This window comes from Roseomonas nitratireducens (assembly GCF_017813355.1).
GTDB classification, from domain to species: Bacteria; Pseudomonadota; Alphaproteobacteria; order Acetobacterales; family Acetobacteraceae; genus Neoroseomonas; species Neoroseomonas nitratireducens.
The window spans coordinates 63,529-88,364 of sequence record NZ_JAGIYZ010000008.1 but is presented as its reverse complement, the minus strand read 5'-3'; the positions used below and the strand labels follow the sequence as shown (position 1 = coordinate 88,364).

Sequence of the window (24,836 nt, the reverse complement as noted above, 5' to 3'; positions counted from 1 at the left end):
GGCTGGGGCGCGTCGGGCGGTTCGGCCGCGCCGCGCGCGATCGTCGGCTCGGGCGCCGGTCAGGCGCCCTGCAGCTCGATCTTCTCTTCCTTTTCCGCGGCGTGGTGGAAGTTGCTGCGCTGGTAGCCGGTCATGAAGTCGGGATAGGTGATCGGCTCCATCCGGCCCGGGCTGCCATCCGCGGTGATGGGCGCCATGACGGCGCGGTAGCTCGCGTCGAAGAAGAAGGGGATGGCGTAGCGTTCCTTCCCCGAACGGTTGATGACGCGGTGCGGCGTCGCCATGAAGCGGTTGTCGGTCCAGCGACGCAGCATCATCCCGCCATTGATCAGCAGCGCGCCCTCCGGCGCCGGCGCATCGACCCACTCGCCCGTGGACAGCCGCAGCGACAGGCCGGGAATGCGGTTCTGCGCAAGGATCGTCATGAAGGATGTGTCGAGATGCGGCGCGATGCCGAACTCGTTCTCCGGCGCCGTCGGTTCCTGCTGCGGGTAGTGCGACATGCGCAGCGTGTACATCGGCTCGGTGAAGAAGGGCGCGAAGAAGTCGGCCGGCTTGTCGAGCGCGCGGGCGTAGATCGGCAGCAGAGACAGGGCGAGGCCCTCGAAGGCGTCCATCGCGCGCAGCACCTGCTCGCGGAAGCCCGGCAGGCCCGCCGGCCACTGGTTGCGGCCGCGGAAGCGCACATTGGCCAGCACGTCCGGATGGTCGGCCGGCAGCTCGCGCTTGAAGAACACCGCCTCGTTGGCGTTCGGCAGCGCCACGTCGCCCACCGCGTTCACCCGCGTGGTCGCGCCGCGCAGCGGCATGTAGCCGATGTTGTGCTCGTTGATCCGCATCGCGAGCTTGGCGTCGAGCGGCTGGGCGTGGAAACGCTCCGCCGCCTCGAAGGTCTCGTCCAGCAGGGGCTGGCCGATGCCGTGGTTGCGCACGAAGTAGAAGCCGACCTCGGTGAAGGCGCGGCGCAGCTCGGCGCCCAGCCGGTCGAGCGCCCCCGGCACGCCGGCGCGCAGCGGGCCAAGGTCAAGGACGGGGATCGTGTCGGTCATCTCGGCATTCCTTCCTCGTGGCGGAAGCGTCAGGCTGGCAGGAGGTTCAGCCGCCGCAGCACCTCCCGCTCCTCCTCCATGGTGCGGCGCATCGCCTCGCGATAGGCCTCGCCGTCAAGCAGCAACAGCGGCTGGTCGAGCCGTTCCAGGAACTGCAGATGCGCCGGTTCCTGCGCCGCCGCGCGGAAGGCGTCGGCCAGGATGCGCACCGTGTCCGGGTTCATCCCGCGCGGCCCGATCAGCCCGCCGGGGCTGTCGACCACGATGTCGATGCCGGTTTCCCGCAGCGTCGGCACGTCCGGGAAGCGCCGCGCGCGGGCCGAGGTGTAGATCGCCAGCAGCCGCAGCTGCCCGGCGAGCACCATCGGCGCCCAGCCCGAGGATTCGGAGGCGAAGTGGATCTCCCCGCCCAGCAGCGCGCGCAGCGTGTCCGAGGTGCCGCGATAGGGCACATGCGTCATGGACAGGTCGCGCTGCGCGGCGATGCGTTCCACCACCAGGTGCTGGGTGGAACCGATGCCGAGCGTGCCGTAGTTCAGCCGCCCGGGATTGGCCCGCGCGTGGTCCAGCAATTCGGGCAGCGTGCGCCAGGGCGCGTCGGCGCGCACCACCACGCCCATGGTGAAGCCGGTGATCTGCAGGATGTAGGTCAGGTCGTCGATCGGGTTGTAGGGCGGGCGCGGGTTCAGCAGCATCTGCCGCACCACGCCGACATGCATCTGCGACACGGCGTGCCCGTCCGGCCGCGCTTCCTGCAGCGCGACGGCGCCCAGGATGCCCGCGGCGCCGGCGCGGTTTTCGACCACCACCGGCTGGCCCAGTTGCCGCTGCACGGATTCGGCGAGGATGCGGTAGCCCACATCGGCGGGCCCGCCGGCGGTCCAGGGCACGATCAGGCGGATCGGGCGGTCGGGGAAGCGCGTCTGCGCGAGCGCGGCGGCCGGCATGGCCGACAGCGCGAGAAGCCCGGCGCGGCGGGTCAGGCGAGGCATCGCATCTCACTCCCGGTCGGCCGGGATGTTTCACCCCTTCGCCCCGGGACGCAAGCGGGCGCGGCGCGCGGGGCGAACCCCGCGCGCCGGCCGTGTCGGATCCTGGCTGGGCGTCAGCGCGCGCGGGCGCGCCGGACGAAGCCGCTGACCTCGCCTTCCATCCGGCCCGCCTCGGCCTGCACGCCGGCGGCCGCGTCGCGCACCGCGCGCGCGGTCGCGGCGGTGTTCTCGGAGGATTCGCGCAGCGCCTGCACGTTGCGCGCCGCGGTCGTGGCACCTTCGGCCGCGCGATGCACGCTGCGCGCGATCTCCTGCGTCGCCGCCGCCTGCTCCTCGACCGCCGCGGCGATCGCGGCGGCGACCTCGTCGGTCTCCTCCACGGTGGCGCGGATGGACCGGATCGCCGCCACCGCCTCGCCCGTCGCGGTGCGCATGGCGGAGATCTGCTCGCCGATCGTGCCCGTGGCGCTCGCGGTCTGGGTGGCGAGCGCCTTGACCTCGCTCGCCACCACGGCGAAGCCCTTGCCGGCCTCCCCCGCGCGGGCGGCCTCGATGGTCGCGTTCAGCGCCAGCAGGTTGGTCTGCTCGGCGATGGCGCCGATCATGCGCACCACCTCGCCGATGCGGTTCGCCGCGTCCGACAGGCCCTGGATCGTCGGGTCGGTGTTCTGCGCGTCCTGCGCGGCGCGCCGGGCAATGGTGGACGCGCTGGTCACCTGGCGCGTGATCTCGGCGACCGAGACGGACAGTTCCTCGGCCGCGGCCGCGACGGCCTGGGCCTCGTTCGACGTGGCGCCGATCGCCGTGCCGGCCTCGTGCGACGCGGCGATCGCCTCCTCGGCGCGCGCCAGCAGCGTGTCGGCCTGCAGGCGCATGCCGTCGGCCTCCTGCGTCACGCGCCCGACCGAGGAGCCCATCTCGCTCTCGAAGGTGGCGGCGAAGCCGTGGAATTCCTCCGCCTGGCGCTCCATCGTCGCGATGCCGGCATTGATGTCGCGCGCGGCGGCGCCGAAGGCGCCCGGCAACCCGCGCATCAGCACCTTGCGATGGTGGCGTCCCTCGGCGGCGGCGCGCATCGCGCCACCCGCCTCGCGCACGAAGGCGTCGGTCACGTCGAGCATCGCGTTGACCGAGCGCTGCAGGTCGCCGGCCATGCCGCCGCGCGGCGCGCCCAGCACGCGCGCTTCCATGTCGCCGCGTCGCGCACGCTCGCAGGCCTCGGCGACGGCGCGGATCAGCGCCGCGCTGCGGCTGTCGCGGATGCGCAGCGCCACCCAGGCGGCGACGCCGCAGCAGGCCGGCAGCAGGCTCGCCAGCATGCCCGCCTCGAGCACCGAGGCCGCCACGCTGCCGAGCAGCCCCGCGAGCACCGCGGCGCCGAGGGCCGGCTGGAGGAGCCGGTCAGAGAGCGAAGGCGAAGCGGTCATAGCTCATCTCCTTCTCGGCGAGCATGGCGGCGAGGGCGGCGGCGCCCATCTGCTGGCCGCGCTTGCGGTCTTCCTCCCGCTGCTCGACGGCGAGCAGGTCGCGATAGAGCGCGGAGACGCTCGCCACCTGCTTCGGCTCGGGCTTGCGACGGTTGGAATGGAAGCCCAGCACGGCGCCGTCCGGGCCGAAGCTCGGCGTCACATGCGCGAAGACCCAGTAGTGGTCGCCGTTGGTCGCGAGGTTCAGCACGTAGCCGAAGAATTCCCCGCCCGACTGGATCGTCTTCCACATCAGCTCAAAGACGCAGCGCGGCATGGCGGGGTGTCGCACCAGGCTGTGCGGCGCGCCGATCGCGTCCTTCCACGTCAGGACCGAGACGCGCAGGAACACCTCGTTGGCGTAGGTGATCCGGCCGCGCGGGTCGGTCTTGGTGACGATAATCTCGTCCTCGCCGAGCGGACTTTCCCGGCCGGTCGGCGTCGGTCTCGTGACAGACATGGCCCACTCCGTATCGTGCGCCGGGCGGATCGCGGCGCGTAGGAGGATGATGCGCCTCCAGGCGATAACGGATCGTTGAACTTCGTTGCGCAGATGTGACCGTATTTCTACGACGCCGAATGCTCGAGGCTGCCGAGCAGCGCGCGCTCCTCGTCGGGCACCATCACATGGAATGCCGCGCCCGTGCCCAGCGCCTCGGACGCCGCCCATATGCGGCCGCCATGCGCCTCGACGATGGCGCGGCACATGGCAAGCCCGATGCCCATGCCCTCGGGCTTGCTCGACACCACCGGCTCGAACAGCCGCCGCCGCACCTCCGGCGGAATGCCCGGCCCGGAATCGCGCACCACGATCTCCACGCCCTCGCCGCCGTCGCCGCGATGCGCCGACATGAAGACGCGGGGCACGCTGCCGGGCGGCGCGGCCTCGATCGCGTTGCTGAGGAGGTTGGCCACGACCTGGCGCAGCTGCACCGCGTCGCCGAACACCTGAAGCCCCGGCGGCGTGACCGACAGGCCGATCTCGGCGTGCCCGCGCTGCAGCGCCTCGGTGCGGACCTCCTCGAACAGGTCGGTGACGCGCAGCGTCGTCACCTCGCGGTCGGCGCGACCGATGAAGTCGCGCAGCCGGCGCACGATCCCGCTCGCGCGCAGCGCCTGGGCCGATGCCTTCTCCAGCAGCCCGGCCAGGCGCGCGCGCTCCTCCTCGGCCACGCCGACGCGCCCGGCGAGCATCGCCGCCGCGCCCGTGTAGTTCATCATGGCGCCCAGCGGCTGGTTCAGCTCATGCGCGAGGCCCGCCGCCATCGCGCCCATCGCGCCGAGGCGGGAAGCGCGCATCGCCTCGGCCTCCAGCCCGCGCAGCCGCGCCTCGGCCTCCCGCATCGCGGTCACGTCGCGCAGCACGGCAAGGTGCCCGGTGCCGCCGCCGGCCAGCGGAAAGGGTACGCCGCTCGCCTCAACGCGGTGGCGCTCGCCGTCGCGCCCCGCCAGGTCGACCTCCCATTGCACCGTCTCACCCGCGCAGACGCGCGCATGCGCCGCCTGCCAGGCAGTCCGGTCCTCGGGCGTCAGCCGGTCGAGCAGGCGCGGCTCGTCGCCAATCAGGGCGGCGGCGGCCGCGTTGGTTGCACTGATCGCGCCATCGGGCCCGATCTTGACCACGGCCAGCGGCACCGCCTCCAGGATGGCGCGGATGCGCGCCTCCCCATCTGCCAGCGCGGTCTCCAGCGCCTTGCGCGCGGTGATGTCCTGGAGGGTTCCGAGCATGCGCACGGGCCGCCAGTCTGCCTCCCTCTCGACCACCCGGCCGCGATCCAGCACCCAGATCCAGTGCCCGTCGCGATGTCGCAGCCGGTGTTCGCTCACATAGGCGCTGGTCGCGCCGCGGAGATGCTCATCGAGCTGCCGGCGCACCTCCGGCATATCCTCGGGATGGACCCGCCTCTCCCAGAAGGACACGTCCTGCTCGATCTCGGAGAGCGCATAGCCGAGCATGGCGGCGAATGCCGCCGTGAAGGTCGCACGGCCGCTCGGAATGTGCACGTCCCACATCCCCTCGCCCGTCGCCTCGACCGTCAGGCGCAGCCGCTCCTCGCTCTCCCGCAGGCGTTCCTCGAGCATGCGCCGGTCCGTCACGTCGAAGTTCACGCCGAGGATGCGCGCCGGCCCGCCATCCGGCCCGGGGATCGCCCGCCCGATGCCCTGCAGCCAGCGCAGGCTGCCGTCGCGCTGCGGGACGCGGAAGGTCACGTCGAAGGGCGCGAAGGGTCCGTCCTTCTCATGCGCCTGCCACTTGGCGCGGGGGGCGTCGTCCGGATGCACGATGCGCTGCCAGTGCTCGCGCGGGAATTCGAGCGGATGGTCGGGCGGCAGGCCGTAGAGCCGCGCCGTATCCGGCGCGAGGCGCGTCACGCCCCGGATCAGGTCGATCTCCCAGATCCCGATGCCGGCCGCCTCATGCGTCAGGCGCAGGCGCATGTCGCTCTCGGCCAGCGCGGCCTCGGCGCGGCGCCGCTCGCTCACGTCGCGGATGATCCCGGTCAGGTGGGCCTGGCCGTCCGAGGTGAAGGACCCGATCGACAGCTCGACCGGGAATTGCGACCCGTCGCGCCGCCGCGCCACCATGGCGCGCCCTTCCAGGCCGAGGACGCGCGGCAGCGCGCCGGGCCGTTGCGCCGCGACGAAGCCGGCCTGGCGCCAGACATCCGCCGGCGGCATCAGCAACGCGATGTCGCAGCCCAGGATCTCGGCCAGGGAGGCATAGCCGAACATGCGCAGCGTCGCGCCATTGGCGGCGACGATGCGGCCCTGCGCATCGGCGATGACGATGCCGTCCGCCGCCGTCTCGACCACCGACCGGTAGCGCTGCTCGCTCTCGGTCAGCGCCTTCTCGGCCGCCTTGCGGGCCGAGACGTTGATGATGACGCCGATGGCGGTGAGCGGCGTGCCGTCCGCCGCGTACTGGTAGTCGGCGCGCGCCTCCATGTGGCGGATCTCGCCGGTGTCCGGGTCGCGCAGCCGGTAGTCGACCGTGACGCCCTGGGCACGGCGCGCCAGCGCGGCGACGACCGTCTCCTCGACGCAGGCCCGGTCCTCGGGGACCATGTGGCGCAGCCAGTCGCCCATCAGCATGGGGTTGGCGGGTAGCGGGCTGCCATGCACCGCCCGCGCCTCGTCCGAGACCTCGACCGTGCCCGCGACGAGGTCGCGCCGGAAGGTCCCGACGCCGCCGGCGGCCATGGCGAGGCGCAGCATCTCCGCGCGCTCGCGCAACTCGGCCTCGCGCGCGAGGACCGCCGCATGGGCGTCGTACTCGGCGGAGCGGTCGAGGACGGAGACGAGGATGGCGGCGCGATCCTCGAAGATCACCGGCGCGGCGTTGATCTCGACCATCCGCTCGCGGCCATGGGCATCGCGATGCACCCAGGGTCCGGACATCGTATCGTGCCGCGGCTGCACGGCCCGCCAGCGATCGAGCCGCTCGGCTTCCGCGGGCGAGCGGATGTCGCGGATCGTCATCCGCAGGAACTCGTCGCGCGACCAGCCATAGGATTCGACCGCGGCCTCGTTCACGTCGAGGAACCGCAGGCTCCCCTGCTCGAAGATCCACATCGGGACCGGGTTCGACCAGAAGGGCGGCGGCCCTGACAGCCGGATCGGCGGGGGGACGGGCGGGCTCACTTGGATGCGGGGATTCCTAAGGCGGGCGTGGCCGGCTGCGCCAGGGCATGCACCCCCGCAATTCTACGGAGGTGAAACGTCCTGGCCTTCGGCACCACATTATCATGTCGAGGCTGTGCGATCACGGAAAGCGATGTCCGTCGAGACTGAGGGACTGTCCTGCATGCGCGCGGCTGACGCTGCGGAACCCTTCGTCGCCGTGCAGGTGCCGGACGCGGACTGGCAGGATTCCCTCGTGCTGATGCTGCGCGCGGCCGGCCTGCCCTGCGATGGCTTCGCCGCGCCGGAGGACCTGCTGCTGCCGCCTTTCGCGACCGCGCCACGGCGCGTCGCGCTGACCATGGGCCCCCGCGGGCGGCTGCCCCATGCCGCGGCCCCGGTCGCGGCGCTGCGCGCGGCCGGCGTCGCGGCGCCGGTCCTCATGCTCGTGCCCGGCCCGGTGGAACCCGCGCTCGCCTGCCGCCTGCTGGCGATGGGGGAGGCCGAGGTGCTGGAGAACCTCTCCGCGACGCCGACCGTGCTGTCCGCCCTGCGGCTGCTGGCCGAAGGCGTCGTGCAGCCGGCCGATGCGCCGCTCTCGCCGCTGGCGCGCCGGGCGCTCGGGATGATGCTGGGCGGGCGCAGCCGGCGGACCATCGCCGGGGCGCTCGCGATGCGCCTGCCCGATCTCGACGCGCTGGTGGCGGATGCCGTCGCGGCGCTGGCGGTGCCCGGGCCGGTCGCGCTGCTGCGGGCGGCGCGCCAGAAGGGGCTTCTGCCCAGCTGAGGCAGGCCGCGGCGCCGGCCTTCGGCCTTCAGCCGGCCGGGGGGGACGCGCGGGTGGCCGCGCCGGGTGCCGGCGCGACCCGGCTGTGGCGGGCCACGCGGCAGCCGGCGCGCACGACCAGCGTGGCGAGGTCCCCGGCGCAGCGAGCCGGGGCATCGATCCCGCGGTCGAGGTCCACCCGCACCGCATGGCCGCCGGCGGTCGCGGCGATCAGCGGCACCCAGGGGCGTTCCTCCCGCAGCAGGGAGACGATATCCCCGGCGCCATGCAGGTCCGCGAGGCTGCCGCAGACGACAAGGTCGATCCGCGGCGGCAACACCACCCCGTCGCGGCGGGCGGGCGCGATCGGGATCACCTCGAGCCCCAGCAGGTGCAGCGCGGCCGAGAGCTTGTCCCGTTCGCCGGCATGCGCGGCGACCAGCAGCGCGCGCCGGCCGAACAGCGCGCAGTTCGGGCCTTCCTGGGCGCAGGGCAGGGCGCAGGCCGAGGTCACGGCGCGGCCCTCGCCGCCAGCCATGGCCCCCGTCGCCAGGCGGCGGGCCGGCCCTGGCCGGCGGGGGGGTTGTTGGGAAGACCTCGCATTTATGTTACTTCCTGATCGCAGCCCGGGATCGCGCCCGTGACGCGCGAGGCTGTACATTGAGCAGCCTCGCACAATCCAAAAATGCGCGCTCGCTCGCTATTTTTCGACTAGGAAAACTACGGAGTCCGGACGTGCCACTGACGAAAGATCTCCCCGGCAGGCAGGCGCGGCAGGCCGGGCCGGACCCATCTCCATGAGGCGCGCCGACGCCACGGCGCGACCCGCGCGGCTCCTGGTCGTCGACGACGACGAGGCCGTGCGCGACTCCCTCGTCGCGCTGCTCGAAGCCGGCGGCCACCAGGCCGAGACGCGCATCTCCTCCGCCGACCTGCGCGCCCGCGGCATCCCGCCCGGCACCGCCTGCCTGCTGCTCGACGTCAGGCTGGGCGAAGGCGATGACGGGCTCGACCTGATGGCGGACCTGAAGCGCAACGGGCTCGCCACGCCCATCGTGGTCATCACCGGGCATGGCGACGTGCCGCTCGCGGTGCGCGCGATGCGCCTCGGCGCCTTTCACTTCATCGAGAAGCCCTTCACCGCCGAAACCCTGCTCGACGTGGTCACCGAGGCGCTGGACGCCGCGGCGCCCGCCGCCGACGCCGCCGCGCGCATGGCGCGGCTGACGGTGCGCGAGCGCGAGGTGGTCGACGGGCTGGTCGCCGGCAAGCAGAACAAGATCGTCGCCGCCGAGCTCGGCATCAGCGTCCGAACGGTCGAGGCGTATCGCGCGACCGTCATGTCGAAGCTCGGCCTGCGCTCCTTCGCCGAGCTGGTCCGCCTCGCGCTGGCCGCCGGCAGCCCGTAGTTCCACCACAGCGCAATGCCGGGGCAGACGCGGCGTGGCACGGTCGCGAAACTGTCACCATCCGGCGGCAATGGCGCCGCCGCGAAGGATCCGGTCACATGCGTGCCATCCAGCAGAGCCACGAGGACACCCAGGACGCGGGGACGATCGACGTCCCGCCCGAAGCCGCCCTCGCCGCCGCGCAGTACATCCTCGGGATGGTCGCCGGCGACCTCGCGCGCGCGGGCTTCTATGCCTCGGCCCAGGCCGTCGCCGCGCTGGCCGACTTGATCCCGGGCGGCCGCCGGCCGCACTGACGCCGGGGGCCGGGGCCACAGCCCCGGTTCGCGCCGGGCGCAGGCGCCGAAGATGAAGCGCGCGGCGCCATGGCATCGCGCTGCCGTTCGGGTATCGTTTCGTCATCGATGCGATACCCGCCGCCGCGCCTCCGCCACAGCACAGCCGCGCCGCCATGCGGATCGCGCTGACCAGCCCATTCTGCTGGCCGCAGCGCCGGCGCGGGTCGGAACGGCTGCTGCACGACCTGTCGCACTGGCTCGCCGGGCGCGGCCATGACGTCACGGTCATCGCGACGGCGCCGGGCGAGCGACGCGTCGAGGCGGACGGCGCGGTCCGACGCATCCTGCTGCCGCAGCGCGGCCCGCTCGGGCTCGAACTGCGCGCGCTGAACTTCTTCCACCGCTTCGCCTTCCAGGTCGAAGCCGAGATCGCGGCCGACCCGCCCGACGCGGTGCTCTCGCTGAACTACCACGACGCCTGGGGCGTGCTGCGCGCCCGCCGCCGCGGTGCCCGCACGCGGCTCGTCTACCAGGCGGTCGGCATCCCCATGCGCCGCTACTTCCGGCGCATCCCGCTCGATGGCTGGATGTTCCGCCGGGTGCTGCGCGGCGCGGAGGATGTGCTGACCATCTCCCGCTTCGCGCGCGGCCTGCTCGCGGCGGAGTTCGGCCGGGACAGCCGGCTGCTGCACGCGCCGACGGATCTCGCGCCGCTGCTCGCCGCGCCGAAGCCGCCGCCCGGCGGCGCGCCGCGCCTGTTGTTCGCCGCCGACCTGAACGAGCCGCGCAAGGGCGCGCTGCTGCTCGCCCGCGCCTTCGCCCGCGTCGCAGCCGCGCGGCCCGGGACGCGGCTCGACTATTCCGGCCATGCGGATGCGACGGTGCAGGCGGCGATCCGCGCCGCGGTGCCGCCGCACCTGATCCCCGCCATCGCCTTCCACGGCGTCGGCGCGGTCGGCGACCTGCCGGCGCTGTATGCCAGCGCCTCGGTCTTCGTGCTGCCGGCGATCTGGGAAGCGCAGGGGATGGTGCTGGTCGAGGCGCTGGCCGCCGGCACGCCGGTGGTGGCCTGCGACCATGGCGGCGTTGGCGACATCGTGGACGACCCGGCGATCGGACGGCTGTTCGCCCCGGGCCCGATCCGCGACCACGCCGCGACCGACGACGCCGCGCTGGCCGAGGCGATCCTCGCCGCCGCCGACCTCGCCGCGCGCCCCGGCACGGAAGCGGCCTGCCGCGCCCGCGCCGCGGCCTTCGGGCTCGACCGGCTCGGCCCGGCCTACGAGGCCTGCCTGGCCGGCGAAGGGGGCACCGCCGACGGCCACATCCGACCGTCCTGATCCGCTCCTGTCGGACTGCGTCGCGCGGGATCGATGGCGCCGGGGGCACGACACGCGCCCGACAGGATGGCTGCCGCGCCGGCCTGACGCACCGACAGTCGGCGCCCGATCGACCCGCCCTGGACGCGACGCGGCGCGCGGCCCGATCATCCCCGCCCACCATGCCGGAGACCGCGATGCGCCTGACCGTCGAACCGCTGACCGCGGAAGCCTTCGCGCCCTTTGGGGAGGTGCTGTCCGCCCCCGACGCCCCGGGCCGCGGCTACATCGACGCCGCGCTGGCGAACCGCCGCGCGCATGCGAAGCCGAGCCTGTCCTTCACCTTCAAGGCGCCGGCCAGCCTGCCGCTCGCCTCCACGGTGATGGAGCGGCACCTGCATTCCTCGCAATCCTTCGTGCCGATGGATGCCGGGCGGTGGCTCGCCATCGTCGCGCCGCATGGCGCGGATGGCAGGCCCGACATGGCGCGCGCCAGGGCGTTCCTCGCGCGCCCCGACCAGGGCGTGACCTATGGCGCCGATGTCTGGCACCACCCCTTCACCGTGATCGACCGCCCGGCGCGCTTCGCCATCTTCATGTGGAAGGATGGCGGGCCGGAGGATGACGAGTTCGTCGACGTGCCGCCCTTCGAGGTCGTGCTGCCGGACGCCGCCGGCTAGGGCCGGTTCCGGTCAGCCGGGAACGGCCGGCCGGATGGCACCGCCGCGCGCGCTCAGCGCTCGGCGAAGGCGCCGTCGAGGATGTTGCGCACCGGCCGCGCGAGCCACTGCAGCAGCGTGACCTCCCCCGTCGCGATCTCGGCCGAGACGCTCATGCCGGGGGAGACGCGCATGCCGCGGCGCGGGTCGCCGACATGCTCGGAATCGAGCGCGACCTCCGCGCGGAAGAACATGCTGCCGTCCTGCCGGCGGAAGGAGGATGCGGAGACGTGCCGCACCGTCCCCGGAATGCTGCCGAAGCGCGCCGGATCGTAGGCCAGCACCTTCACCCGCGCGCGGCTGCCGGGGCGGACGCCGCCGACCTGGTCGGCGGGAAGTTCGACGGTGGCGAGCACGCCGGCATCCTCGGGCACGATCTCGGCCACCATCGCGCCGGGTTCCAGCACGTTGCCGACACCGCGCGGCGCCATCTCCTTCACCACGCCCGCGGCGGGTGCGCGCAGCACGCTGCGGGCGAGCCGCGCCTCGGCGCGCAGCAGCGCCTGATGCGCCTCCGCGCGGTCGGACTCGACGCGGACGAGTTCGGCCAACGCCTCGTTGCGCGCGCGCGCGGCGAGCTCGTCCCGCCGCGCGCGCGCTTCCTCGACCGCCAGCCGCGCGGCGGCGATGTCGGAGACGCTGCGCTCCACCTCGCCCTCCGCGCGCAGATGCGTCTGCCGGAGGGAGAAGACCTCGTTGCGGCGCGCGAGGCCGCGCTCGAGCATCGCCGACATGACCGTGACCTCCTGCCGCGCGAGGTCGCGCGCCTCGGCGGTCGAGGCGAGCAGCGCCGTCTCCCGCGCCACGGCGGATTCGCGGGAGGCGATCTCGGCATCCAGCACGGCGAGCTGGGCGGCGCGCAGACGGGCCGCGGCCTCGGCCATCGCCGCCTGGCTGTCGCGGATCGGCGCCAGCGCGTCGGAGGCCGCGGGACCGAGCGCGGCGAGCCGTCCCTCCGCCGCGGCGGTGAGGCGTTCGGCGGCGAGGCTGAGCGCGGCATGGCGCGCGCGCGCGGCCTCGGCCTCGGCCCGTGCCTCGGCGGTGTCGATGTACAGCAGCGCCTGGCCTTCCGCCACGCGGTCGCCCGGGGCGACGAGGATGGCGGTGACGCGGCCGCCATCGGGATGCTGCACGGGCTGCACGAAGCCCTGCGGCATGATTTCCCCCTGCCCGGCGGCGCGCTGCGTCACCGGGAAATGCGCCGCCCAGCCGAGAAAGCCGCCGAGCATGACGAGCCCGAGCAGGATCGCCGCGCGCGCGGAGGCGGGCGGCGGGCATTCCTCCAGCTCCTGCACCGTCAGCGTGTAGCGGCGCGCGGCGGGCGCCGGCGGACGGATCGCGGGCGGCGACGGGCTTTCGTTCGGCGTCATGGCGTGGTCTCCGGCCGGGGCGCGGCGGCGGGCGGGGCGAGCGGGCGAAGCACGCCCTGGCCAAGGGTGAAGGCGCGGTCGCAGCTGCGGATCAGGTCCGGGCGATGCGTCACGATCAGCACGCCGACCTGCCCGTGCAGCCGCCGCAGCAGGGCGGCGAGCCGTTCCTCCCGCGCGCGGTCGAGGGCGCGGGTCGGATCGTCGAGCAGCAGGATCTCCGGCCGGCGCAGCAGCGCCTGGGCGAGCGCGAGGCCCTGGAGCAGGCTCTGCGGCAGCCGCGCCTTGTCGAGGTCGTTGAGTCGCGTGCCGAAGCCTTCCGGCAGGGCGAGGATGTCCTCGAGGATGCCGACCTCCTCGCAGGCATCGGCGAGCTCGGCATCCTCGGCCCCCGGCGCGGCCAGCCGCAGGTTCTGCGCGACCGTGCCGTAGATCAGCGCGGGGCGCTGCGGCAGGTAGCCGATGCGCGCGCGCAGCGCGGAGGGATCCAGCTGCGCGATGTTCACGCCGCCCAGCGTGACGATGCCGCCCTGCGGCGGCACGAGGCCGAGCGCGCAGCGCAGCAGCGTGGACTTGCCCGCCCCAGACGGCCCGGTCAGCGCCACGCGCGCGCCCTGCGGCAGGGCGAGCGAGGCGCCGGCGAGCAGCGGCGCGCCGCCCGGCGCGCGCAGCACCACGCCATCCAGGCGCAGCGTGCGGCCCTGGCCCTTGGCGCGCGGCGCGTCCGGCGCGGGGCGCGGTTCCTCGGCCAGCGCCTGGAGCCGGTGCAGCTGCGCGACGGAATCGGCCACCTGGCGGGCGCGGCTGACCGCGAGGAAGAAGGATTGCAGCGGCACGATGACGCGCCAGGACAGCATGATGGCCGCCACCAGCGCGCCCGCGGTGATGCGCCCTTCGATCACCAGGCTCGCGCCCAGCGCCGCGACGCCGCAGGCCGCGGCCGGCAGGCCGAGCTGCGCGACGAGTTCGACCGCGTGGCTGGCGCGCGCCGCGCGGGCATGGGCGGCGGCGGCGGCGGCCGAGATGTCGCGGAACCGCGCGAGCCAGGCGGCTTCCGCGCCGGTCGCGCGCAGCGTGCCGGCATGGGACAGGGTCTCGAGGATCAGGCGGCGGCGCTCGGCCGCGAGCAGCCCGGCGCGGCGCTCCTTCTCCCGCGCGCGGGGGACGAGGAAGAGCGCGAAGACGACCTGCACCGGCAGGATCAGCAGCGGCACGACGACGACGAGCCCGGCCAGCGCCCAGATCACGCCGAGGAAGACGATGACGAGCGGCACCTGCAGGATGAGCTGCGGCAGCGGGCCGGTGAAGACCTCCCGGCTCGCCTCCAGGTCGCGCATGCGCATCACCTGCGCCGCGGGATCCTGCGAGGTGACGGCCGAGAGCGGCAGGCGCAGCACCTTCCCGAAGACCAGCCCGAGCACTTGGCGTTCCGCGCGTTCGCCGATGCGCCCGATGCCGCGGGCGAGCATGGTGCGCAGCGCGACGTCGCAGGCGAGCGCGCCGAGGAAGCCGGCGCCGAGCGCCAGCAGCGGCGCCGCCTGGCCGCCGGGGATCACCATGTCGAAGGCGATCATCACGACGAGGCCGAGCGCGATGGAGGCGAGGGAGGAAAGCACCGAGAGCGCGGCGAGCCCGGCGATCGGCCCGGCATGCTCCGACAGCAGGCGCGGCAGCAGCGGGCGGTCGGCACCTTCCAGCGCCTCGTCCCGGCCGGCGAAGACGTGCAGTTCCCCGGGTAGGGCGACGGCGTGGACGCGCTCGGGCTCGGCGCGATCCTCCCGCGCGACGAGGAGGAAGCGGTCCGTGCGCCCGACGACGATCGACAGCCGCCCGCCGGGCGCGATCCACAGCGCGGGCAGCAGCGTCGCGGGCAGGCGGCCGCTCGCGCCTTCCCAGCGGCGGGGGGCGAGGCCAAGGCGCGTCGCGGCGGCAAGGACCGCCGGGCCGGTGTCGTTGGCCATGGCGTGGGGCAGCGCCTCGAGCAGCGCGCGGTCACCGAGGCGGTGGCCGAGCCGGGCCGCGAGCTCGCGCAGCACCCAGGGCGCGCCCTCCCGCGCCGGCCCGTCGGAGAAGCCGACCGGGCCGGCCGGCCGGGCGAGCGCGGCGAGCGGCGCGTTCACGATGGCGCGTCCTCGACCAGCGCGCATTCCTCGATGCGCAGGCGGCGATCGGCGATGGCGAGCCAGTCGCGCCGGTCGGTGACCATCAGGATCGCGGCGCCCGGCTTCAGGCGCCGCAGCAGCTCGCGCATCCGGCGCTCGCCGTCGCGGTCCTGGGACGCGGCGGCATCGTCGAAGAGGATGATCCGCGGCCGCGCGACCAGGGCGCGGACGGCGGCGACGCGCTCGGCGACGGAGGGCGGCAGTTCCTGCGCGTCCCCGCGGCCGACCTGCGTGGCGTAGCCCGCGGGCAGGCGGTGGAAATGCTCGTCGAGGCCGAGCTCCGCGGCCAGGGCGAGCGCATCCTCCTCCAGCGCCGGGTCGAAGCGGCAGAGATTGTCGATGACCCGGCCCGGGAGAAGCGTGGGCCGCTGCGGCAGCAGCGCGACATGGCGGCGGAGCGACGCCTCGTCCAGCGTGGCGCGGTCCCGCCCGTCGACGCGCATCGTGCCGCCATCGGCCGGAATCAGCCCGGCGATGGCCAGCAGCAGGCGGGTCTTGCCCGACCCGCCCGGCCCCCGCAGCGCGACGCATTCGCCGCGGCGCAGCGTGAGGTCGGCGTCGCGCAGCAGCAGGCCGCGATGCGGCGCGGCGAGGCGGAGGCCTTCGATGGAAAGTTCCCCGATGTCCTCGACGGTGGCGCCGCCCCGGGGCTGCTGCGGCGTGGCGAGGATGGCGCCGATCCGCGCGCGGGCGGCGCTGGCGCGAGCGAGGGTGGGCGTCGATGCGGCGAGGCGCGCGACGGGCTCCAGCCCGCGGCTGGCGAGCAGGATGGCGGCGGCGAGCGCGCCGCCGGCCAGCTGGTCCTGCATGACGAGCCAGGCGCCGGCGAGCGCGACGGCCGCGGTGACGCACTGGCTGCCGGCCATGGACAGCGACTGGCAGAGCTGGACGGCGAAGGCGGTACGCCGGCCCGCCGCGGCGCTCGTCGCGACGAGGCGTTCGTGCCGGCGCAGCATGGCGGCTTCGGCGCCCATGGCCTTGAGCGGCTCGATGGCGGCGACGGCCTCGAAGGTCAGGTCGTGGCGGGCGGCTTCCGCCGTCGTGCGATCGGCGATGGCGCGCGCGGCGAGCGGCGCGACCGCCGCGGCGGCGAGCAGGCCGGGCAGGCCCGCCAGCATGGCAATGCCCGCGAGCAGCGGCGACAGCCAGGCGAGGAAGCCGAGATAGACCAGCGCGAAGGGAAGGTCGGCCAGCGCGAAGGCGAGTTGGCCCGTGCGGTGGGCACGCCATTCCGCGATCGCCGCCAGCCCGTCGGCCTGCGCGCCGGACGTCGCCGCGGCGCGCGGATGGGCGTGGAGGATTCGCGACAGGGCGAGGCGCGTGAGGGCATGTTCCTCCTGCGCCGCGGACCAAGCGGTGATGCTCGCCCGGGCGTGCCGGAGCGCAGCCTCGATCGCAACGGCGACGGCCACGCCCATCAGAAGCGCGGCCAGCGTGCCATAGGCTGCGTTGGGGATGATGCGATCGTATACCTGCAGCAACAGCACGGGCACCGCCAGCGCGACGATGTTCAGCAGCGCCGACGCGGCCAGCGTGTCGATGCGTGCCGAGACCAGGCCCGGCAGGCGATATGTCGCAGCCCGTTCCATCATGACATCCTGTCGGATGCGGACCGTTCCGGGTCCGCGCATCCGACGGCTAGCACGGGTGAGGTTCAAGAAGCGTGAAGGCGCCGTGCCGGGTCGCGGTCCTACTGCCAGGTCAGGCGTTCGATATCCTGGAAGGTGATCTGGGAATTGTCGGCGAAGACGATATGGCCGTCGGCGTCGGCGGAAAGTTCGAGGAAGCCGGCGCCCTGGCTGACGACCGCCTCCGAGGTCAGCTGGAGGGTCCAGCTGCCGCCGCCATGGGATCCGACATGGTCAAGCGCGATCGTGTCGGTTCCGGCCCCGCCGGAGAAGGTGTCGGACAAGCCGTCATTGTTCGCGACCAGCCGGTCGTTGCCGGCCCCGCCCTGCAGGACATCCGCGCCGTTGCCGCCTTCGAGCGTGTCGTTGCCGTCCTCGCCCATCAGGGTGTCGTCGTGGTTGCCGCCCCAGAGGCTGTCCTGGTCGGCGCCGCCCCAGAGCATGTCGTTCTCGTTGCCGCCGTCGATGGTGTCGTTGCCGGCCTCGCCCCAGAGGCTGTCATTGTGGTTCTCGCCTTCGATGCTGTCGTCGCCGGCGCCACCGAAGCCGTAATCGGCCCCGTCGCCAGCGCGCAGCGAGTCCCGCCCCGCCCCGCCCCAGAGCTGGTCGTTGCCGTTGTCGCCCTTCAGCTCGTCGTTGCCGTCCTCGCCCCAGAGGCGGTCCTGGCCGTTGTTGCCGTCGAGCTTGTCGTCGCCGCCGCGGCCGCGCATGTCCTCGTTGCCGCCGGCGGAGGAGAGGTTCTCGTCGGCCGCGGTACCGGTGCGCTGCGTTTCGGCGAAGTTGGTGACGTTGATGGTCACGGTGCGGTCGACGCTGGCGCCGGAGCCGTCGGTGCTGCGGATGGTGACGCTGTGCGAGGCCTGTTCCTCGCGATCGAAGGCGGTGTTGTAGCGCAGCGCCAGGGTATTGCCGCGGATCTCGAACATCTGGTCCGGATCGCCGACGATCGAATAGGTATGGTTGTCCGCCGCGTCGGCGTCGCTGGTGCTGAGCGTGGCGATGGCGCCACCGGGCGCGGTGCGCTCCCCCGCGCTGGTCGTGGCCAGCGCGATGGCGGTGGGGGCCGTGTTGGCCGGGGCGGAAGCCGCGACGGTGATGTCGAAACTGTCGGCGATGCTCGCACCGGCGCGGTCGGTGGCAGTGACGCGGACGGAGAGGGTCCCGACATCGCCATCGCCCGGCGTGCCGGAGAATGTGCGCGTCGTCGCGTCGAAGGTCAGCCAGGACGGCAGGGGGGAGCCGTCCGCGCGCGTCGCCGTGTAGGTCAGGGTGTCGCCGGCATCGGCATCGGCGAAGGCGTTCGCGGGGACCTGGTAGGTGAAGGCGCTGTCCTCGGTCGCCGCGCGGTCGGCGATCGCGTTGGCCAGCGTCGGCGCATCGTTGGTGTTCGAGATGGTCAGGGTGAAGTCGTCGCTGACGCTTGCACCGCTGCCGTCCGTCGCGATGACACGGACGGAGATGGCGCCGACATCGCCGTTCCCGGGCGTGCCGGAGAATGTCCGCGTCGTCGTGTCGAAGGACAGCCAGGATGGCAGGGGGGAGCCGTCCGCGCGCGTCGCGGTGTAGGTCAGGGTGTCGCCGGCGTCCGGATCGACGAAGGCAATTGCTGGGACCTGATAGCTGAAGGCGCTGTCCTCAGTCGCCGTACGGTCGGTGATCGCGTTGGCCAGCGTCGGCGCATCGTTGGTGTTCGCAATGGTCAGCGTGAAGTCGTCGCTGATGGTCGCGCCGCTGCTGTCGGTCGCGATGACGCGGACGGAGATGGCGCCGACGTCGCCGTTTGCGGGCGTGCCGGAGAAGCTGCGTGTCGTCGCGTCGAAGGACAGCCAGGACGGCAGGGGGGCGCCGTCCGCGCGCGTCGCCGTGTAGGTCAGCGTATCGCCCGCATCGGCATCGGCGAAGGCGTTCGCGGGGACCTGGTAGGTGAAGGCGCTGTCCTCGGTCGCGGCGCGGTCGGCGATCGCGTTGGTCAGCATCGGCGCGTCATTCGTGTTGCCGACGGTCAGGGTGAAGTCGTCGCTGATGCTCGCGCCGCTGCTGTCGGTCGCGATGACACGGACGGAGATGGCGCCGACGTCGTCGTTCCCGGGCGTGCCGGAGAATGTCCGCGTCGTCGCATCGAAAGACAGCCAGGATGGTAGCGGGGAACCATCCGCCAAGGTCGCCGTGTAAGTCAGCGTGTCGCCGGCATCGGAATCGGCGAAGATGCTTGCCGGGACCTGGTAGCTGAACGCGCTGTCCTCAGTCGCCGTACGGTCGGCGATCGCGTTGGTCAGCGTCGGCGCGTCATTCGTGTTGCCGACGGTCAGGGTGAAGTCATCACTGACGCTCGCGCCGCTGCTGTCGGTCGCGGAGACACGGACGGAGATGGTGCCGACATCACCGTTCCCGGGCGTGCCGGAGAAGGTCCGCGTCGTCGCGTCGAAAGATAGCCACGATGGTAGCGGGGAACCAGCCGCCAAGGTCGCCGTGTAAGTCAGCGTATCGCCGGCATCGGAATCGGCGAAGGTGCTGGCCGGGACTTGGCAGCTGAACGCGCTGTCCTCAGTCGCCGTACGGTCGGCGATCGCGTTGGTCAGCGTCGGCGCGTCATTCGTGTTGCCGACGGTCAGGGTGAAGTCATCACTGACGTTCGCGCCGCTGCTGTCGGTCGCGGAGACACGGACGGAGATGGTGCCGACATCACCGTTCTCGGGCGTGCCGGAGAAGGTCCGCGTCGTCGCGTCGAAAGACAGCCACGATGGTAGCGGGGAACCATCCGCCAACGTCGCCGTGTAGGTCAGCGCGTCCCCTGCGTCGGCATCGGTAAAGGCATTCGCCGGGACTTGGCAGCTGAACGCGCTGTCCTCGGTCGCCGTGCGGTAGGCCAGCGGAGACGCGACCGTCGGCGCATCGTTCGTATTCCCGACGGTCAGCGTGAAGTCGTCGCTGACGCTCGCGCCGCTGCCGTCGGTCGCTATGACACGGACAGCAAGCGTCCCGACATCGCCGTTCCCCGGCGTGCCGGAGAAGGTCCGTGTTGCCGGATCGAACCCCAGCCAGGACGGCAGGGGCGAGCCGTCCGCCAGCGTCGCCGTGTAGCTCAGCGCATCCGTCGCATCGACGTCGCGGAACGCATTTGCCGGAACCTGGAACTGGAAGGTCGCGTCTTCCGTCGCCGTCCGGTCGGCGATCGGGTTCGCCACGGTCGGAGCATCATTCGTGTTGGCGATGGTCAGGACGAAGTCGTCGCTTGTCGTCAGGGTTCCGTCGGATGCCCTGACGCGGACGGTGATTGTGCCGACGTGGTCGTTCGTCGGCGTGCCACTGAAGGTCCGTGTGGCCGCGTTGAAGCTCAGCCATGACGGCAGCGGCGCGCCGCTGGCGAGAGAAGCCGAATAGGTCAGCCTGCTCTCGGGATCTGCGTCGACGAAGCTTCCCGCGGGAAGCTGGAAACTGAACGGGGCATCCTCGGTCGCCGCCTGGTCGGCGATGGGAGTCGCGACGACCGGCGCTTCGTTCATGTTCTCCACGCCGATGACGAAGGTCTCGTCGCGGCTGGCGCCGGTCGCATCGGTGACGCGCAGGACGACCGTCTCGGTCGGGCTGGTCTCGGCGTCGAACTGGGCGCCGGCGGCGACCCGTAGCTGGTTTCCGCCGACGATGGCGAACTTCGCGGCGGAGGCGCCTCCCACGATGGCGAAGGTGGCGGTGTCACCGGAATCGGCATCGCTGCGCGACAGCGTGCCCACGAGGGTGCCGCTCGCAGCACTCTCGGTCACGCTCGCCACGGCGCCGCCATCCTGCACGGCGGCGGCGGCACGGACCCTGGCACCATCCCACTGGACGATCGTCCTGGAGTTGCCACCACCATAGTCCAGCCAGTGCGTGCTGCCTGGCATCAGGTTGGCCAGCAGGAAGTTCTCGCCAGTCCCGCCGTTCGGATCGCCCGGGGTCCATGCCGCATGCTGGCCGTTGACGACACTGCCGGCGGAACCGCCCGACCAGAACTGCTGGCCGGCGACGTCGCCCTGGTACCACCGCCATACGCCCTCGGCATTCCGGTCGCTGCCGCCAAGCCAGTAGTGGCCCGTGGTGAGCGACCTGACGAAGGCATCCTCGGCCGCCGAACCGGGGGTTGCCATGGTGCCGGCGACGCCGCCCAGGAAGGATGCCTGGGCGATGTCCATCGAGGCATCCCAGGTCTGGTGCGTGGAGACGACGGCGAAGTACTTGTCGAAGGTGGCGTTGTAGACTGCGGAAAGGCCGGCGCCCGTGGTGGTGCCGGTCAGGGTGATGTCATGCGGTGCGTCGTTGGTGTTGGCGATGGTCAGCGTGAAGTCGTCGCTGACACTGGCGCCTACGCCGTCGGTCGCGGTGACCCGGACGGAGAGCGCCCCGACATCGCCGTTCGCGGGCGTGCCGGAGAAGGTGCGTGTCGCCGCGTCGAAGCCCAGCCAGGACGGCAGGGGTGAGCCGTCGGTCAGCGTCGCCGTGTAGGTAAGCGAGTCCCCGTTGTCGGCATCGGCGAAGGCGTTCGCAGGCACCTGGTAGCTGAAGGCACTGTCCTCGGTCGCCGCGCGATCGGCGATCCCGTTCGCCAGCGCAGGCCCATCGTTGGAATTCGCGACGGCCAGCGTGAAGTCGTCGCTGACGCTGGCGCCGGTGCCGTCGGTCGCGGTGACCCGGACGGTGAGCGTCCCGACATCACCATTGCCCGGCGTGCCGGAGAAGGTTCGCGTCGCCGGATCGAAGCCCAGCCAGGACGGCAGCGGCGACCCATCCGCGAGCGTCGCCGTGTAGGCCAGCTGGTCGCCTGCGTCGGCATCGGCAAAGGCGTTCACAGGGACCTCGTAGCTGAAGGCGCTGTCCTCGGTCGCCGCGCGGTCGCCGATCGCATTGGCCAGCGTGGGCGTGTCGTTCACGCCTGCGACGACGATGTCGAAGCTGTCGCTGGCGCGCATCCCGGCGCTGTCGGTGGCAACGACACGAACCGAGGTCGTGCCGACCTGCCCGTCATCCGGTGTGCCGGAGAAGGTCCGCGTCGCCGGGTCGAAGGTCAGCCAGGATGGCAGGGGGGAGCCGTCCACCAGCGTCGCCACATAGGTCAGCATGTCGCCTACATCGGCGTCGGCAAAGGCGTGCGCGGGAATCTGGTAGCTGAATGCAGCGTCTTCGTTTGCCGTGCGGTCGGCAATCGCGTTGGCCAGCACCGGCGCATCGTTGGTATTCGAGGTGGCCAGGGTGAAGTCGTCGCTGACGCTTGCACCGCTGCCGTCCGTCGCCGTGACACGGATGGAGATGGCGCCGACATCGTCGTTCCCCGGCGTGCCGGAGAAGGTCCGCGTCGCCGAATCGAAGCTGAGCCACGACGGCAGAGGCGACCCGTCGACGAGCGTCGCCGTGTAGGTCACCCCGTCGCCGGCGTCCCGATCGGCGAAGGCATTCGCCGGGACCTGGTAGCTGAACGCGCTGTCCTCGGTCGTCGTGCGGTCAGCTAGCGGAGACGCGACCGTCGGCGCGTCGTTCGTATTCCCGACGGTCAGCGTGAAGTCGTCGCTGATGCTCGCGCCGCTGCCGTCCGTCGCCGTGACACGGACAGCAAGCGTCCCGACATCGTCGTTCCCCGGCGTGCCGGAGAAGGTCCGCGCCGCCGGATCGAAGCTGAGCCACGACGGCAGAGGCGACCCGTCGACGAGCGTCGCCGTGTAGGTCAAGCCGTCGCCGACGTCCGGATCGGCGAAGGCATTCGGCGGGACCTGGTAGCTGAACGCGCTGTCCTCGGTCGCTGCGCGTTCGGTCAGCGGCGATGCGACCGTCGGCGCGTCGTTCGTATTCCCGACGGTCAGCGTGAAGTCGTCGCTGATGCTCGCGCCGCTGCCGTCCGTCGCCGTGACACGGACAGCAAGCGTCCCGACATCGTCGTTCCCCGGCATGCCGGAGAAGGTCCGCGCCGCCGGATCGAAGCTGAGCCACGACGGCAGAGGCGACCCGTCGACGAGCGTCGCCGTGTAGGTCAAGCCGTCGCCGATGTCCGGATCGGCGAAGGCATTCGCCGGGACCTGGTAGCTGAACGCGCTGTCCTCGGTCGCTGCGCGGTCGGTCAGCGGCGATGCGACCGTCGGCGCGTCGTTGGTGTTCCCGACGGTCAGCGTGAAGTCGTCGCTGACGCTCGCACCGCTGCCGTCGGTCGCGGTGACCCGGATGGAGATGGCGCCGATGTCGCCGTTTGCGGGCGTGCCGGAGAAGGTCCGCGTCGTTGCGTCGAACGACAGCCAGGACGGCAAGGGCGAGCCATCCGCCAGCGCCGCCGTGTAGTTCAGTCCGTCGCCAGTGTCCGGATCGCCGAACGTGCTTGCGGGGACCGTAACGTTGAACGCGGTTCCCTCGGTCGCCGCGCGATCGGCCAACGGAGACGTGACTGTCGGCGCGTCATTGGTGTTTCCGACCGTCAGCGTGAAGTCGTCGCTGATGCTTGCACCGCTGCCGTCGGTCGCGGTGACCCGGATGGAGATGGCGCCGACGTCGCCATTGGCGGGCGTGCCGGAGAAGCTCCGCGTCGCCGGGTCGAAGGACAGCCAGGACGGCAGCGGAGACCCATCCGCCAGCGTCGCCGCATAGGTCAGCGCGTCGCCGGCATCGGCATCGGCATCGGCAAAGGCGCCGGCGGGGACCGTGAAGCTGAAGGCGCTATCCTCGGTCGCCGCACGGTCGGCCAGTGGTGATGCAACCGTCGGCGCGTCATTGGTATTCCCGACGATCAGGGTGACGTCGTCGCTGATGGCAGCACCGCTGCCGTCCGTCGCCGTGACGCGCACGGCAAGCGTCCCGACATCGCCGTTCACGGGCGTACCGAAGAAGGTGCGCGTCGCCGGGTCGAAGGACAGCCAGGACGGCAGGGGCGACCCATCCGCCAGCGTCGCCGCATAGGTCAGCGCGTCGCCGGCATCGGCATCGGCAAAGGCGCCGGCGGGGACTGTGAAGCTGAAGGCGCTATCCTCGGTCGCCGCGCGGTCGACCAGCGGAGACGCGACTGTCGGCGCATCGTTCACGTTCGCGACGGTCAGCGTGAAATCATCGCTGACGGCCGCACCGCTCCCATCCGTCGCCGTGACACGGACATGGAGCGTCCCGACATCGCCGTTCCCGGGCGTGCCGGAGAAGGTCCGCGTCGCTGGGTCGAAACGCAACCAGGACGGCAGCGGCGACCCATCCGACAGCGTCGCCGCATAGGTCAGCGCGTCGCCGGCATCGGCATCGGCAAAGGCGCCCGCGGGGACCGTGAAGCTGAAGGCGCTGTCCTCGGTCGCCACCGCATCGGGCAGGGTCGCGGCCACGACAGGCGCGTCGTTGGCGTCCTCGCCACCATCATCCCCGGTGTCGGGCGCCGACTCCCGCGTCCCATCGGCCTGGCCGTCCTCGCGCGGCTCCTCCGCGGCCGGCGGTTCGGCAGCCTCGGCGAACAGCACCTCATCGCCCGGATCCTTCGCGGCGGTCGCGGAGATCGCGGGCGTCTCCTCGGCCGGCGCAGGAACCCAGGACATCGAGGCGGGAGGAGGCGCGACCTGCTCATCGACGCCGCGCTCGCGACCTTCGCCATCGGCCGCGACGATCGGCGCGGACACGCCAGCCGCGCCGCCGGGCAACGGGCCCGCCTCCACAACTTCGCCCCGCGCCCGGTCGGGCGCGCCGGCGGGCATGGCGCCAACGGACGAAGCGTTCGGCGTTGCGGGGGCGCCCGGATCCGGCGTGGCGCTCCCCGCGGCGCCGGCATGCGTGGGCGCGTCATGCGGCCGGGCGAGCACATCGTCGGGCCGCTGGAAGGCCGCGAGCTTGCCGAGGACATTGGCCGCCACGTCGCCGTCCAGCTTCGGGCGCAGCAGCGCGCCCGCGATGCTCTGGTCGATCTCGACCGCGGGATCGTGCGGATCCGGCAGCACGCCCCGCGCATCGGCGCGCGGCACGGCCGCGCCCGCTTCGCTCAGGGCCCGTTCGGACGAAGACTGCGACATCGTTCCGAAACTGGGCCATTCTCGTTTCCGTTCGATTAACGCAGGACCCGGCGCCGCCAGGCCTCATGC

The 24,836-nt window shown here is 72.7% G+C and carries 15 protein-coding genes; 5 read left to right on the top strand and 10 right to left on the bottom strand.

The features are described 5' to 3' along the window. Positions 1-59: 59 nt before the first annotated feature. From J5Y09_RS10020 to J5Y09_RS10000, 5 genes are all read right to left on the bottom strand, one after another. The gene (locus J5Y09_RS10020; RefSeq protein ID WP_209351623.1) at positions 60-1,049 is read right to left on the bottom strand and encodes an isopenicillin N synthase family dioxygenase; all 990 of its coding nucleotides are present in this window, start codon (positions 1,047-1,049) and stop codon (positions 60-62) included. 29 nt (positions 1,050-1,078) lie between these two features. After that, positions 1,079-2,041 carry a tripartite tricarboxylate transporter substrate binding protein gene (locus tag J5Y09_RS10015; protein ID WP_209351622.1) on the bottom strand — a complete coding sequence of 321 codons (963 nt, stop codon included), beginning with the start codon at positions 2,039-2,041 and terminating at the stop codon, positions 1,079-1,081. A 113-nt stretch (positions 2,042-2,154) separates the two neighbouring features. Beyond that, positions 2,155-3,468 (bottom strand): methyl-accepting chemotaxis protein, encoded by a 1,314-nt coding sequence (locus J5Y09_RS10010; protein ID WP_209351621.1) that lies wholly within the window; start codon positions 3,466-3,468, stop codon positions 2,155-2,157. Next, positions 3,443-3,967, bottom strand: coding sequence for a PAS domain-containing protein (locus J5Y09_RS10005; protein WP_209351620.1), 525 nt, complete (start codon positions 3,965-3,967; stop codon positions 3,443-3,445). Before J5Y09_RS10005 ends, J5Y09_RS10010 begins: the two co-directional genes overlap by 26 nt. A 107-nt stretch (positions 3,968-4,074) precedes the next feature. Then, on the bottom strand, positions 4,075-7,149 hold the full coding sequence (locus tag J5Y09_RS10000; RefSeq protein ID WP_209351619.1) for a PAS domain S-box protein: 3,075 nt from the start codon (positions 7,147-7,149) through the stop codon (positions 4,075-4,077). Positions 7,150-7,282: 133 nt separating this feature from the next. Here J5Y09_RS10000 and J5Y09_RS09995 point away from each other — a divergent pair, with 133 nt between their 5' ends. Next, positions 7,283-7,915, top strand: coding sequence for a hypothetical protein (locus tag J5Y09_RS09995; RefSeq protein ID WP_209351618.1), 633 nt, complete (start codon positions 7,283-7,285; stop codon positions 7,913-7,915). Between the two features lie 28 nt (positions 7,916-7,943). Here J5Y09_RS09995 and J5Y09_RS09990 read toward each other — a convergent pair whose 3' ends face one another. Continuing rightward, on the bottom strand, positions 7,944-8,432 hold the full coding sequence (locus tag J5Y09_RS09990; protein WP_209351617.1) for a hypothetical protein: 489 nt from the start codon (positions 8,430-8,432) through the stop codon (positions 7,944-7,946). 259 nt (positions 8,433-8,691) lie between these two features. Here J5Y09_RS09990 and J5Y09_RS09985 point away from each other — a divergent pair, with 259 nt between their 5' ends. The 4 genes from J5Y09_RS09985 to J5Y09_RS09970 all read left to right on the top strand — a co-directional run bounded on the left by J5Y09_RS09985 (position 8,692) and on the right by J5Y09_RS09970 (position 11,580). After that, positions 8,692-9,303, top strand: coding sequence for a response regulator transcription factor (locus J5Y09_RS09985; protein WP_209351616.1), 612 nt, complete (start codon positions 8,692-8,694; stop codon positions 9,301-9,303). Between the two features lie 98 nt (positions 9,304-9,401). Then, positions 9,402-9,599: a hypothetical protein gene (locus J5Y09_RS09980; protein ID WP_209351615.1), complete on the top strand. Its 198-nt coding sequence runs from the start codon at positions 9,402-9,404 to the stop codon at positions 9,597-9,599. 155 nt (positions 9,600-9,754) lie between these two features. Further along, the gene (locus tag J5Y09_RS09975) at positions 9,755-10,921 is read left to right on the top strand and encodes a glycosyltransferase family 4 protein (RefSeq protein ID WP_209351614.1); all 1,167 of its coding nucleotides are present in this window, start codon (positions 9,755-9,757) and stop codon (positions 10,919-10,921) included. 176 nt (positions 10,922-11,097) lie between these two features. Continuing rightward, on the top strand, positions 11,098-11,580 hold the full coding sequence (locus tag J5Y09_RS09970; protein ID WP_209351613.1) for an ureidoglycolate lyase: 483 nt from the start codon (positions 11,098-11,100) through the stop codon (positions 11,578-11,580). Positions 11,581-11,633: 53 nt separating this feature from the next. On the opposite strand, the gene J5Y09_RS09965 is transcribed toward J5Y09_RS09970, so the two are convergent. From J5Y09_RS09965 to J5Y09_RS09950, 4 genes are all read right to left on the bottom strand, one after another. Then, the gene (locus J5Y09_RS09965) at positions 11,634-12,989 is read right to left on the bottom strand and encodes an HlyD family type I secretion periplasmic adaptor subunit (protein ID WP_209351612.1); all 1,356 of its coding nucleotides are present in this window, start codon (positions 12,987-12,989) and stop codon (positions 11,634-11,636) included. After that, a complete protein-coding gene (locus J5Y09_RS09960) occupies positions 12,986-15,106 on the bottom strand; it encodes a peptidase domain-containing ABC transporter (protein ID WP_209351611.1) in 2,121 nt (706 codons plus the stop codon). The genes J5Y09_RS09965 and J5Y09_RS09960 overlap by 4 nt, the downstream gene beginning before the upstream one ends. Next, positions 15,103-16,740, bottom strand: a complete 1,638-nt coding sequence (locus J5Y09_RS09955) for an ATP-binding cassette domain-containing protein (RefSeq protein WP_209351610.1) — start codon at positions 16,738-16,740, stop codon at positions 15,103-15,105. Before J5Y09_RS09955 ends, J5Y09_RS09960 begins: the two co-directional genes overlap by 4 nt. A 98-nt stretch (positions 16,741-16,838) precedes the next feature. Continuing rightward, positions 16,839-24,719, bottom strand: a complete 7,881-nt coding sequence (locus J5Y09_RS09950) for a putative Ig domain-containing protein (RefSeq protein ID WP_209351609.1) — start codon at positions 24,717-24,719, stop codon at positions 16,839-16,841. Positions 24,720-24,836 lie beyond the last annotated feature (117 nt).

Bases quoted from the DNA above. Each gene is read 5' to 3' on its own strand.
- J5Y09_RS10020 (WP_209351623.1), bottom strand. From the start codon at position 1,049: ATGACCGACACGATCCCCGTCCTTGACCTTGGCCCGCTGCGCGCCGGC.
- J5Y09_RS10015 (WP_209351622.1), bottom strand. From the start codon at position 2,041: ATGCCTCGCCTGACCCGCCGCGCCGGGCTTCTCGCGCTGTCGGCCATG.
- J5Y09_RS10010 (WP_209351621.1), bottom strand. From the start codon at position 3,468: ATGACCGCTTCGCCTTCGCTCTCTGACCGGCTCCTCCAGCCGGCCCTC.
- J5Y09_RS10005 (WP_209351620.1), bottom strand. From the start codon at position 3,967: ATGTCTGTCACGAGACCGACGCCGACCGGCCGGGAAAGTCCGCTCGGC.
- J5Y09_RS09995 (WP_209351618.1), top strand. From the start codon at position 7,283: ATGTCCGTCGAGACTGAGGGACTGTCCTGCATGCGCGCGGCTGACGCT.
- J5Y09_RS09990 (WP_209351617.1), bottom strand. From the start codon at position 8,432: ATGGCTGGCGGCGAGGGCCGCGCCGTGACCTCGGCCTGCGCCCTGCCC.
- J5Y09_RS09985 (WP_209351616.1), top strand. From the start codon at position 8,692: ATGAGGCGCGCCGACGCCACGGCGCGACCCGCGCGGCTCCTGGTCGTC.
- J5Y09_RS09980 (WP_209351615.1), top strand. From the start codon at position 9,402: ATGCGTGCCATCCAGCAGAGCCACGAGGACACCCAGGACGCGGGGACG.
- J5Y09_RS09975 (WP_209351614.1), top strand. From the start codon at position 9,755: ATGCGGATCGCGCTGACCAGCCCATTCTGCTGGCCGCAGCGCCGGCGC.
- J5Y09_RS09970 (WP_209351613.1), top strand. From the start codon at position 11,098: ATGCGCCTGACCGTCGAACCGCTGACCGCGGAAGCCTTCGCGCCCTTT.
- J5Y09_RS09965 (WP_209351612.1), bottom strand. From the start codon at position 12,989: ATGACGCCGAACGAAAGCCCGTCGCCGCCCGCGATCCGTCCGCCGGCG.
- J5Y09_RS09955 (WP_209351610.1), bottom strand. From the start codon at position 16,740: ATGATGGAACGGGCTGCGACATATCGCCTGCCGGGCCTGGTCTCGGCA.